Origin of the sequence: Peribacillus asahii, assembly GCF_003570725.1 — a bacterium.
Lineage (GTDB): Bacteria > Bacillota > Bacilli > Bacillales > DSM-1321 > Peribacillus > Peribacillus asahii.
Genome location: NZ_QWVS01000060.1, coordinates 21,742 through 33,475, shown reverse-complemented (window position 1 = coordinate 33,475; position 11,734 = coordinate 21,742). Strand labels below are relative to the sequence as shown.

11 protein-coding genes are annotated in these 11,734 nt (G+C 38.1%); 2 read left to right on the top strand and 9 right to left on the bottom strand.

The genetic code is table 11. From position 1 onward, the window contains the following. Nucleotides 1–566: 566 nt before the first annotated feature. On the bottom strand, nt 567–1,790 hold the full coding sequence (locus tag D1953_RS20015) for a YbfB/YjiJ family MFS transporter (protein ID WP_119118915.1): 1,224 nt from the start codon (nt 1,788–1,790) through the stop codon (nt 567–569). A gap of 290 nt (nt 1,791–2,080) precedes the next feature. Here D1953_RS20015 and D1953_RS20010 point away from each other — a divergent pair, with 290 nt between their 5' ends. Continuing rightward, entirely contained in the window at nt 2,081–2,638 is a 558-nt protein-coding gene (locus D1953_RS20010; RefSeq protein WP_119118914.1) for a hypothetical protein, read from the top strand. Nucleotides 2,639–2,667: 29 nt separating this feature from the next. On the opposite strand, the gene D1953_RS20005 is transcribed toward D1953_RS20010, so the two are convergent. Next, nucleotides 2,668–3,147, bottom strand: a complete 480-nt coding sequence (locus tag D1953_RS20005) for a (2Fe-2S)-binding protein (protein ID WP_425454295.1) — start codon at nt 3,145–3,147, stop codon at nt 2,668–2,670. Beyond that, nucleotides 3,140–3,985 (bottom strand): FAD binding domain-containing protein, encoded by an 846-nt coding sequence (locus D1953_RS20000; RefSeq protein WP_119118913.1) that lies wholly within the window; start codon nt 3,983–3,985, stop codon nt 3,140–3,142. The genes D1953_RS20005 and D1953_RS20000 overlap by 8 nt, the downstream gene beginning before the upstream one ends. Nucleotides 3,986–4,222: 237 nt before the next feature. On the opposite strand from D1953_RS20000, the gene D1953_RS19995 reads away from it, so the two are divergent. Then, on the top strand, nt 4,223–5,377 hold the full coding sequence (locus D1953_RS19995) for an MFS transporter (protein ID WP_119118912.1): 1,155 nt from the start codon (nt 4,223–4,225) through the stop codon (nt 5,375–5,377). 62 nt (nt 5,378–5,439) lie between these two features. On the opposite strand, the gene D1953_RS22045 is transcribed toward D1953_RS19995, so the two are convergent. From D1953_RS22045 to D1953_RS19975, 6 genes are all read right to left on the bottom strand, one after another. Further along, nucleotides 5,440–5,574 carry a hypothetical protein gene (locus tag D1953_RS22045; protein ID WP_281271585.1) on the bottom strand — a complete coding sequence of 45 codons (135 nt, stop codon included), beginning with the start codon at nt 5,572–5,574 and terminating at the stop codon, nt 5,440–5,442. Nucleotides 5,575–5,925: 351 nt separating this feature from the next. After that, nucleotides 5,926–6,036, bottom strand: coding sequence for an SDR family oxidoreductase (locus D1953_RS22040; protein ID WP_281271584.1), 111 nt, complete (start codon nt 6,034–6,036; stop codon nt 5,926–5,928). Then, nucleotides 6,011–6,676, bottom strand: coding sequence for an SDR family NAD(P)-dependent oxidoreductase (locus D1953_RS19990; RefSeq protein ID WP_281271583.1), 666 nt, complete (start codon nt 6,674–6,676; stop codon nt 6,011–6,013). The genes D1953_RS22040 and D1953_RS19990 overlap by 26 nt, the downstream gene beginning before the upstream one ends. 156 nt (nt 6,677–6,832) lie before the next feature. Then, nucleotides 6,833–8,236 (bottom strand): GntP family permease, encoded by a 1,404-nt coding sequence (locus D1953_RS19985; protein WP_119118911.1) that lies wholly within the window; start codon nt 8,234–8,236, stop codon nt 6,833–6,835. Between the two features lie 195 nt (nt 8,237–8,431). Continuing rightward, nucleotides 8,432–10,384 (bottom strand): AMP-binding protein, encoded by a 1,953-nt coding sequence (locus D1953_RS19980; protein ID WP_119118910.1) that lies wholly within the window; start codon nt 10,382–10,384, stop codon nt 8,432–8,434. A gap of 673 nt (nt 10,385–11,057) precedes the next feature. Continuing rightward, nucleotides 11,058–11,732 (bottom strand): response regulator transcription factor, encoded by a 675-nt coding sequence (locus tag D1953_RS19975; RefSeq protein WP_119118909.1) that lies wholly within the window; start codon nt 11,730–11,732, stop codon nt 11,058–11,060. Between the last annotated feature and the right edge of the window lie 2 nt (nt 11,733–11,734).

Sequence of the window (11,734 nt, the reverse complement as noted above, 5' to 3'; positions counted from 1 at the left end):
TAGTGTGTGCTCACTTTAAAAATTAACGTTGGCGTTTCTGTTTTGTTTAGTTTTCAAAGAACTAATTTGTCCTGCTGACAAGAATTGATTATACGCCCCTATTTTTAATTCGTCAATTGTTTTTTTGAAATATTTTTTCTCATTATCATTCATGAGGAAAACTACCATAATCCGTACTATTTTTAACTATATAAAATCTACTATTCAATACAGTCCGTCTAAGAAAGATATAGTTTTACTTAATCAGCTATTAGACTGTCATGAAAATACATCATACTTTCAAAAGAAATTGCCTTTCAGTTCCCTAAATGAGAAAACTAAAAGGCAATTTTAAAAACTTTTTATCTGAGAATCCTTTCTTAATAACAGGGCAACAAAATTGGATGCACTACCTATTTTATGGACAATTCCTCCCCATTGATTCTATATCATCCCGAATAAAATATTACTTCCATTCTCCATGATTCAATTCACCATAATACCTAAATAGTTGAGCAAACGATTCCATTGCTAGACACGGCTTCTCACTTTTTAGTGAGACATAACCCGCGAGACAGCAATAGGAATCATCCTCCCACAGAGTCATCCGCCTTTTGAAGATTCATCTGCTCTTCAGCTGCTTTCTTCTGTAATTGTGTAGCTAAAATAAAAGCAGTAAATAAAAGCCCACAGCAGAGTAGTAAAGCTGAAGGAATTCCTCCTACATGATCAATCATCCAACCGCTAAGACCCGGTCCAGCTAATTGCCCTACTGCAAAGAAAACGGTCGTATATCCTAGCGCAATCGGTGCATAAGAATGATGAATCTGCTCTGTGGAAAGTGCTTGAATAAGTGAAAGCATTCCCACAACCGTTACTCCCCAAAGGAATTGGCTTACAACAAACCCAATTTGTATAGGAAATAAAATCGGAATAAGCATCGAACCAGCCCCTAAGAAAAGGGTAATAAGCAGAGATTTCTTTCGCCCAATTCTATCTGAAATTGTTCCCCACAACGGCCCGCTAAAAATAGACATAATCCCGCCAAAAGCCATGATTGTTCCAGCTGAATATCGATCCACATTAGACTCTAAAATATAACTAAAAAGAAAGCTTTGTGGAATTAAATAAGCAAATCCAATCAATCCATAAATAATGGCTACGAGCAAAACACCCTTATGCAAGTAAACTTCCCGAAAAAGTGAATCAGTTTGCTGCCCCTTTTTACGTAAAGGAATAGGCGGATCTCGAAGGATAGCCTGAGCCACAAGAACAACTACTAGAGAAAATATTCCGTATAACAGCCAAAGATACCGCCAGCCGCTTTCGGAAAACCACGTAGTAAAGAACGGGATAAGCGTGCTCGAAATTAAAGTTCCTAATCCCAATCCACTAACGAGAAAACCAATCATCATCCCTCTTTGCTTCGGGAACCAACCAACAACAATATTTACAAGCGGCGTATAGGTGAAAGCCGTACCAATCCCGATTACCGCCATTACCACTAGACAAGAAACAAAACTCGTAACCCAAGATAAATATAACAAACCGACCGCCACAAGAAATGTCCCCCAAACAACCAAACGCTTCGAACCCCATTTTGAAGCAAGAATACCGGCGAAAAGAACCATTCCTAAATATCCAATCGAAGTGGCTGTCCCTAACATACCTGCCTGTTCATACGTTAGTGATAAATTTTCCTTCATAAAAGGCATGAGGATCCCGAACGACATTCTTGCAAAACCGAGAGTACTAATCGTCACCATCATACTTGCAAAAGCATACCACCAAATCCGCTGTTCCTGACCCATCCCTTCACACTCCTGCTTTCATATTCTATTCATTGTTAATTTATTAAGCCTCCTTTAGTTATCATTTCGAACTCCAAAACAGAAAACGTTTACATGGTTATTTCTCTCCCGCCTAAATAATCTCCTTTCTTTTTGTCACTTTTTGTATTTTTATATCATTTTTAAAGAAGTCTAATCCTTTCTTCCTTGGTACTATTCAAACCAAGACAGGTATAAATCAGGTTGTTATAACTAATAGGAAGAACATAGAATAAATAGAAACATACTCTTTTTTAGAGGAGGTGAGTTCCATGCCAGCAATCGAGGGCGGGGTGAAGTATCTTTTACGCGGTTTGGTGTTTATCGTTTATTTTCCTATCCAACTTCTCTTTCGTTTAATCTATTTTCTCTGGTTTTACCTCATGATTAAGCCGCTTACTTGGATTTGGGAAAAAATCTTTTTACCTATCTTTCAATTAATCTCAGATTATTTGCTCTATCCTTTTTGGAAATATATGATTCGTCTCCCTATTCAGTGGGTATGGCGTCAAGTGCTCTTCCCTGTTATTAGAGAAGTTCTTTTGCCGCTTTGTCTCTTTTGTTGGAATTATCTTATTTATCCATTTGTATACTATATCATTTACTACCCTTTATATTTTTTATGGAAGCATATACTTCTTTGGCTTTATACAGAAGTTCTCCTTCCAGTCTTACGCTTCAGTGAGGTCATTCTGAAGTGGATGTGGCTTCATATTATTTATCGTCCTCTACACTTTCTATGGATGAAGTGCGTATATCCGCCAATTAAATGGCTATGTTCCGAGATTATAAGACCGACCATCCAGTGGTTTCGAAAGGTTTTCTCCTAAAATGATGCACACGGCTTAAGCCGTGTGCATCATTCATTACCGCCTTGTTTCAACACAGAAGTCACCGCTTTTTCAATCTCTTGATAACTTGTGCAGCGACAAATGTTAGAGGATAGCCATTGTTTAATCGTTTCCAAGTCAGGATCAGGATGCTGTGACAATAAAGCCTGACAGTTCATAATAAAGCCTGGGGTGCAGTATCCACACTGAAAGGCGAAATGCTCAATAAAAGCTTTTTGAATCGGCGAATGAATAAGGCCTTCAATTGTTAAAATATCCGTACCAACAGCCTCAATGGCTAAAACTAAACAAGACTTCATCGGTTTTCCGTTCATTATTACCGTACAAGCACCACAATCTCCATTTAAACAACCTGGCTTCGCACCAGTTAAGCCTAATTTTTCACGTAAAACATGCAGTAACAAATCAGAAGCATGAATATCAGCTTCGTACTCTTCTCCATTTACTTTCAAGTCAATCATCCATCGTTTCGGCTTGCGTTTACTCATGCACACCCCCGCTTTCAAAATGCTTCAAAAAATCTACTAATGTATTTTTCAAAACGAATAATCGATATTCATCTGACCCTTCCACATCGTTTAAAATGGGCTTAGGTAAATAGTTGAAAGATTTTAGCACACGATCTTCATACGTCATCGTTGCATCATTAAGAACTTGCTCCATTTCATCTGAGCGAAACGGAAAAGCACAAACGCCACTGAAAGCAAACCGAAGAAAATTGTCTTTTTTCAAAGAAGCTACTGTTATAAGAGGGTAGCCCGTTTCCCATTGCTGCCTTTTCTTCACACTAAGAAAAGGAGCATCGATATATGCTTCCTCAGTAATAATTTGTACAAGAAACTCCCCTGGCTCTAAGGTTAGCTCTTGATGAAACATTGTGCGTATCGGCACCCTTCTAACACCCTTTCTCCCGCCAACTATGACATCACTTTCCGCTAGAAGAAAAGGCAATACCGCTTCCCGGTAAAAAACTTGGCCGCAAACATTCCCTCCAAGTGTGATTTTGTTTCTTGACGTATAATCCGCCACCTCACTCGCGGTTTGCTTTAATAATGGAAAATGGGGTTCCTCTTCCAATAAAGACAGGGATAAAGCCGCCCCTGCTATTAGCTCATTCTTTTCAAATCCCCACCTCTTACACTCAGGAATTCCTTTTATATCAATGATCGCATCCGTATAAATGAGATTTAAGCGCCCAAGGGTAATGATTTCCGTACCACCTGAAAAGAATTTTGGTTTTCTGCCTTCAGAGACTAGACGCTGATGAAGCTCTGCTGCCTCCTTGATTGATGTTGGTTTATAGTAGTCAAAATCGTAAGAAATCAATTCACCTTTCCCCCTTCATACACTTAATTCATGTACTCATTAAGTGTATGAACAAAGAAATGAAAAATGTTTAATACTTCCTATTTTAATTGAATAGCTTTGATGCACAAATGGGCCAAAAACCAACAGAAGCAAATTAGTAGAAGAACTGCCTAATAAGAGTCATGAATCCTCCCTTGACAAACCTTTATGGAAAACAAAGAATAGAAGCAAGATAACTAAATGGAGGGGGCATGTATGCGTAGTTTTGTTTATCTCATTGTTTTTTTCTCATTTTTCGACTTATTTACTCAGCTGCCGATTATGAGTCCTTTTGCGGAATCACTTGGTGCAACTCCGTTTTTAACAGGGTTGGCTGTCGGTATGTATTCTTTTTCAAATACGATTGGTAACGTGATATCTGGATTTTTAACAGATAAGAAAGGGCCTTTTCGCATTTTATTAACAGGATTACTATTAACGGGTATTTCCCTCTTCTTATACCGTTTTGCTGGAGGGGCTTGGTCATTACTTGCCATCCGCTTTTTGCACGGTTTACTGGCTGGGTTAATTGTACCTGCGGCTTTCACTTATTTAGCTAATTCCGCTTCAGAAGATAAAAAAGGAAAAGGTGCAGCAATATCAGGTGCTTTTGTTGGTATGGCCGCTATTATCGGGCCTGCTTTTAGTGGAATTGTCGCCAGCAAAACGAGTGAAATAACGGTGTTAACGATTACAGCGATTTCAATGTTTCTTTTAGGTGTACTCGCTCTCTTCCTTCTGCGTAACAATGTAAAAACAAATTCTGAAGCAGAACAAGAGGAATCAATAACAATCTATGCTTTCTTTCAAAATGCCAATATTGTCAAAGCATTTATCGGAGCATTCCTCCTCATGTTTTCACAAGGTGCCCTCGCCTATATGTTACCGTTAAAAGTGATTGGTCTTGGGTATGATACTCAAACAAGCGGCCTTTTGTTAAGTACATTCGGCATAGTGGCGATTCTTGTTTTCCTTCTGCCTACTAATATTGTTTTCGATCGGATTAAGCCAATGTTTACACTAGCATTCGGTATGACCGTTATGGGGCTTGGTCTTCTTTTGTTGAGCCAAATGGTTAGCCTATCATCTCTCTATATATGTATGGCTCTATATGGCATCGGATTTGCTTTTTTATTCCCCTCTATCAATTCTTTACTCGTTCATGCAGTTGAACCCGCTCATCGCGGCAAAGCGTATGGATATTTTTATGCCTTTTTCTCTTTAGGCGTTGTAGCTGGCTCTGGACTAACAGGGTTACTGGGATTCACAAACGCAGGGGGCTTCCTTTTTACAGGTTCGTTGTTAATTATCGCAGCAGCAGGCAGCCTTTTAAAAGAACCACCGACTATGAAAGAAAGACAGATTCATTAATAAAAAAAGAGTGTCAGAAATTAAAAAACGCCCGTAGCTATTCATCAGCTACGGGCTAGGCATTATTTTGTATAAGATAATACAGCGTTTTTTACTGTAGTTTTATCGAAACGTTGAAGAGCTTGGATTGCTTCCCCTTTATTTGTATATTCAAAAACACGGACATCTTTTTGTTCAAATACTGTAATAACCCACATTATAAAACCCTCCATCATTTTTATTTTTTGTAATATAACAACAGCCATAAATGCGCTGTTTTTGTCGCTCTGTTATATAATAACTTTCTTGACTCTTATTCTACTCCGATTTTTTCAAAAAGAAAGTACTAAGTGACATAGTTCACAAACTGTTCAAATTTAAAACGCTTCCATCAAAAAACCGCAGAAATAATGAATTTAGGGCTTTACAATGTACAACCCCGGCCGTTATCACCAAAAAGAAACGAGATATAGCACCTGCCCTCCTATCCAATATTAAAAGATCAAAGGGGATCAATTTCCGAAAAAAAAAGAAGAAAATGCTAAATTGCATTTTCTTCCTTATTCTTCTTACCATCCACCCGAGACACTTAAACAATCCCCTGTAATAGCAGCTGCCTCATCAGAAGATAAAAAGACAGCAACATCGCCTATTTCAGATGGTTCCAGTATACGTTTCATAGGCTGTTTTCCTAAGATGTGCTTCTTGTTCTGTAGTTCCATCTTCCTTTGCCAATTTCGCTAACTGTTTCTCAACTAACTGTGTTCGAACTGCTCCGGGCATAATTGCATTTACTGTAATACCTGAGTTTGCTGTTTCTATTGCAACTGTACGAGTAAAGCCAACAACGCCATGTTTAGCAGAAACATAAGCAGATTTATATGGAGAAGCCATTTTTCCATGTACCGATGAAATATTAATAATACGACCATACTGTTGTTCTTTCATAAAAGGAAGCGCATGCTTGGTCATTAAAAATGGACCGGTGAGCATGACATCAATTAAAAGCCGCCATTTATCTACAGGGAAATCTTCAACTTTATCAATATGTTGCAATCCCGCATTGTTTACCAATACACCAACATTTCCTCGTTCAGCTGTTAGCAATTGAACAAAGCTCTTTACATCTTCTTCATCCGCAACGTTCACTTTATAACCCTTTGCGTTTCCCAACTTATTCGCTGCGCTTTCTGCAGCTGGTAAGTTTATATCACAAATAGCAACAAAGTCACCATTATTTACGAACGCTTCTGCTATAGCATATCCAATCCCTTGAGCTGCACCAGTTACAATTACTGTTCGTTCTTTTTTTCTAGACATCTTAATCCACTCCCTTCTTGGCAAAAGACTATTCTTTCTTCCTTACACTATGATTTTGATCCTCTTAACTCGAACGGCTTACTCTCCTATTTGGACTTCAAGCAAGGCTACTAATCTAGTTGAATGTTAAAATCATGGATTGCCTTATTAGTTTGGTTATACAATCCCAAAAAGATAATAAACTCCAATAATAAAAAATACAGAAATCGTTTTAATAATGGTTAAAGCAAAAATATCAAGATAAGCCTGCTTATGTGTAAGTCCTGTAACGACTAACAACGTGATTATTCCGCCATTATGAGGTAACGTGTCCATTCCTCCTGAAGCCATAGAGGCAACTCGATGAAGCACTTCAGGGTCAATCCCAAATTTTTGCGCCTGTTCGAGATATATTTCACTCATTGCACCAAGGGCAATACTCATCCCTCCTGAAGCGGAACCTGTAATACCTGCAAGAGTCGTTGTAGTAACCGCTTCATTGACTAGAGGATTCGTAAAAGTATTAGACATTGCTTGATTAATAGACTTAAAACCAGGAAGCATAGAAATAATAGCTCCGTATCCATACTCAGAAGCGGTATTAATCGTAGCAAGCAACGCGCCGCCAATCGCTACATTAATACCTTCGTTAAAGTTCGTTTTAATCGTTTTAATCTTTTTAACAGAGAACACAATTACCGTTAAAATTCCAAGTAAAAGTGCGCCTTCAACAGCCCAGACCGATGTTTCCTTTGTAATATCAACTGCATTCACATTTTCAATATGAATCTTCGTAAAGTCAAACTGTGTTCCATAGAACTTTGGAATTAAGTTAGTAAAAATTTTATTGAATACTCCTACCACGATGAGGGGAAGTATCGCAATAAAAATATTCGGAAGTTTTTCGTCTGAAAACGGTTGTGGCTCATTTTTATGTCCGCTCCCATATCCTTCTCCCGCTGCTTTTGCTCTTCTTCTTCGCCACTCTAAGTAAAGCATGCCTATACTAAGTACAAATAAGCCTCCTATAACCCCAAGCCAAGGAGCAGCCCATGTTGTCGTTTTAAAAAAAGAAGTTGGAATAATATTTTGAATTTGCGGTGAGCCTGGTAAAGCATCCATTGTAAATGTGAATGCTCCAAGCGCAATCGTAGCAGGGATTAACCTTTTTGGTATATCTGCTGCTTTAAACAATTCTGCAGCAAATGGGTAAATAGCAAAAACAACAACGTATACGGATACTCCACCATATGTTAATAATGCACCAACAAGCACAATTGCAAGCATAGCTCGACTTGTACCAATGACTTTAATAACACTATTGGTAATTGATTTTACAAAACCAGACATCTCCATTAATTTACCGAAAATGGCTCCCAATAAAAATACAGGGAAATAACTTTTAATAAACCCAACCATCTTATCCATAAAAATTCCAGAATAAAACGGCATCACATAGCCTGGTTCTGTTAATAAGACTGCGAATAAGGCACATATAGGCGCAAATAAAATAACACTGAATCCCCGAAAGGCAACAAACATTAAGAAAAACAACGATAACAAAATAACGACAATCTCCACAAGCTTCCCCCTTATCACTGTCATCTATAAACTTACTTCAAGAGTAATTGACTTTTATTGTTATAAATTATTCTCGAAGTCTATGCGCCTGATTCTCCAACATCATATAGATTTCTTCTTGAATAAGCTAAATCGCCTTATACTAGTGTAGATAGAAATGGTTTCCTTATTAGTTAACTAATAAGGAAACCATTTTCAATTCTTTAGCAAAGCTTTTAAACGAATCTCCTCAATGGCATTTGGACTTTCCAATGATGACAAATCACCGCTGTCTTTATTGAGATAAGTCGATTGAACGACCCGCCGTAGAATCTTCCCATTCTTCGTTCTCGGAAGTTCTGATATAAAATAGAGTGCTTTTGGACGCATTGCCTTTCCCATATGCATCGCCACTAAATCCAAAAGTTCACTTTTTAAATCGTCACTTTCTAAACTATCTGGCTTTAAGACAACAAAACAGACTGGCGCTTCTCCTTTAATCGAATCTGGTACACCGATTGTTGCTGCTTCTAAAACACACTCATGCCCTTGTAAGATGGATTCCATTTCTGAAGGCCCTAAGCGCTTGCCAGCAACATTTAATGTATCATCTGAGCGACCTGTAATTGTCCAAAAACCATCTTCATCAAGAATGGCCCAATCCCCATGAACCCACGTATCAGGCCAACGATTCCAATAAGACTGCTCATAGCGCTCAGGTTCTTGCCAGAAACCTCTTGTCATACCAACCCACGGTTGCTTTATTGATAATTCTCCCAATGCATTGTGCACGGAATGCCCATTTTCCGAGAGTATATGTACATCCATACCAGGAATCTGTGAGTTAAATGTTATAGGAGAAATCGGCTTTACTAGAACATTTATAAGAATCCCTCCGGCAATTTCAGTACCTCCTGCATAATTAATGATTGGAATTTGACCCTTTCCTACCTTTTCAAAAAGCCACTTCCACGCCTCACTATTCCATGGCTCTCCGGTTGAAGTAAACACTCTAAGTTTTTTCATATTATGATTGACTTCATTAGAATTCTCATGCTTCATTAAAGTACGAATCAGCGTAGGAGAAACGCCTAAATGTGTCACCTGATGCTCTGTTGCTAGTTCCCATAGTCGATCTGTATTTGGATAATCAGGAGATCCTTCGTAAAATACTGCAGTAGCCCCGTTTAATAAGGAACCAAATAAGGTTACTGGTCCTGTCAACCACCCCATGTCAGCAATCCACAATAATGTATCACCCCGTTTTAAATCCATTGCAATCCCTACATCAAATGCTGCTTTTATCGGAAAACCAGAATGAGTATGTACTGCTCCTTTAGGTTTGCCTGTCGTACCTGAGGTATAAATTAACATCAATGGATCGGAACTTTCCATCACTTGTGTAGTAACATCGGTAACCTCTGTTGATTCAAGGTCAATCCATTCCATATCTACAGCTTCTGACCATGGAATTTCACGATTCAATCGACGCACAACCACAACTTTTTCAATTGAAGGAGACATAGCAACTGCCTGATCAACTTCTTCTTTCATCTTTATCACTTTATTGCGTCTTAAAAATCCGTCTGCTGTAATCACTATTTTAGCTTGGGCAGCATTTAGCCGTATCGCAAGCGCATCGGCACCATAACCTGAAAAAGCAGGAGAAAATACAGCACCAATTTTAACAGCAGCTAATATAGCTACAGCTGTTTCAGGAATCATCGGCATGTAAATGGCAATTCGATCTCCTTTTTCAATCCCCTGATTTTGAAATCCTTGTGCAACTCGGTCTACCCAAGCACTTATTTCAGCATACGTATATCTTTTAACCTCTCCATCTTCACTTTCCCATACAAGGGCTAATTGATTTGCTGTTTCGGTATTATGTGCCCACTTTTCAAGAGCACTTTGAATAATATTTATTTTTCCACCTTCATACCATTCCGGATATTTGATTCCCTTTGATAGATTAAGCACTTGTTCATATGACCGTACCCATTCGATTCCAAGCTCTTTTTCCACCTCTCCCCAAAACCATGCTATATCTTTCGTTGAAGCATCAAGAAACTTTTCATAATCTGTAAACCCTAGTTGTCCCATCCATTGATAAAGGCGAGTGGATTCAATAAATTCCTGACTTGGTTGCCATAAAGCTTTATTGTTCATATACTCCTCCTACTTTTCCCTGTTTTTTTAGATAATTAAATTTTCTGACTTTTAGTCGTTTTCATGTAATATCAATGATGGATTTACACCTCAACAAGAATTATTCGATTCTTTCATTTCTCCTAATAACCTAAACTAAGATCCATCAACACTACAGATACATCCACTTCGATAGTGTTGAACATTCTTCATCCTTATGCAGAGGGTTATAATCTCCAAAAGGACCTGAAAAAAAGACTAAATTGATCTCTGTAACTTATACGGGCCTAACTAGTAAAATATTTAATCCGGAGAATAAAGCATCCTCACTCCATTCCCATTAGAATGCATAAGATTTACGACTTCCCTCCCTTTGTTAATCATAATTCACTATTTATAATTATAGTTCACTATTTACGATTGCAATTTCTGTGCCAATCGCATATATCCCATAAAATGTAATTTAAATGCTATCTGAATTCGCAGAAATGATAATATTCGCAAATCTATGAAACAATATTGCGAAATCAACGACAGACAAGAGCAATTATCAATATTAGGAAACAGCGCGATAACTCTTAGGACCTTTCTTCAAATAAAACATGACAAAGCCCTATTTGATATAAAAAAATCGAGTATAAAACCTATGCGGTTTTATACTCGATTCCCTGTTTTATTTATAATGATACTTCACTTAAATAAGTCCTTCATTCTTCGCTTTATCCGCCGCTTCTCTCCGCCCTTTAACCTCTAACTTCGCATAAATATTTGAAATATAATTTTTCACCGTTCCGCCGCTTAAAAATAAGCGTTCAGATATTTCGTTATTCCTTAAGCCTTTCGCCAAAAGCTTTAATACCTCTACTTCACGTTCACTTAAACCATACGTTTGAATGAGATTTTGTATTCGCTCCTCATTATTTATAGAAGCTTCTTCTTCTTTCTTTTGAACTTGATTATGAATAAGGCTAGCTGCCATTTCTTTTGTAATAAGCGTACCACCTGAATGAACTAATCGAATACTGCTTGCCAGGCTTCGAGGGTGAAGTGATTTGAGCAAATATCCTTCCGCTCCATTAGCTAATGCTGTGATAACATAATCAACATCTTTGTACGAGGTAAGGATGATAACTTTTATATGAGGCCATGCGTCTTTAATCAATTTCGTCGCACTAACACCATCCATATTCGGCATATTAATGTCCATTAAAACAACATCCGGTACTAGCGCTTCACATAGACGCACCGCTTCTTCCCCATCCTGCGCAAGCCCCACAACTGTAAGCTGCTCTTCCATATTTAAGACAATGGATAAACTTTCTCTTATCAGTTCCTGATCATCTGCGATTAATACTTTAATGTCCTCCATTC

What these genes read in the sequence shown, in the direction of transcription:
- D1953_RS20010 (WP_119118914.1), top strand. Translation starts at nt 2,081, where the DNA reads ATGCCAGCAATCGAGGGCGGGGTGAAGTATCTTTTACGCGGTTTGGTG.
- D1953_RS19990 (WP_281271583.1), bottom strand. Translation starts at nt 6,676, where the DNA reads ATGTCTAGAAAAAAAGAACGAACAGTAATTGTAACTGGTGCAGCTCAA.
- D1953_RS22045 (WP_281271585.1), bottom strand. Translation starts at nt 5,574, where the DNA reads ATGTGGGTTATTACAGTATTTGAACAAAAAGATGTCCGTGTTTTTGAA.
- D1953_RS22040 (WP_281271584.1), bottom strand. Translation starts at nt 6,036, where the DNA reads ATGAAACGTATACTGGAACCATCTGAAATAGGCGATGTTGCTGTCTTT.
- D1953_RS19980 (WP_119118910.1), bottom strand. Translation starts at nt 10,384, where the DNA reads ATGAACAATAAAGCTTTATGGCAACCAAGTCAGGAATTTATTGAATCC.
- D1953_RS19995 (WP_119118912.1), top strand. Translation starts at nt 4,223, where the DNA reads ATGCGTAGTTTTGTTTATCTCATTGTTTTTTTCTCATTTTTCGACTTA.
- D1953_RS19975 (WP_119118909.1), bottom strand. Translation starts at nt 11,732, where the DNA reads ATGGAGGACATTAAAGTATTAATCGCAGATGATCAGGAACTGATAAGA.
- D1953_RS20005 (WP_425454295.1), bottom strand. Translation starts at nt 3,147, where the DNA reads ATGAGTAAACGCAAGCCGAAACGATGGATGATTGACTTGAAAGTAAAT.
- D1953_RS20015 (WP_119118915.1), bottom strand. Translation starts at nt 1,790, where the DNA reads ATGGGTCAGGAACAGCGGATTTGGTGGTATGCTTTTGCAAGTATGATG.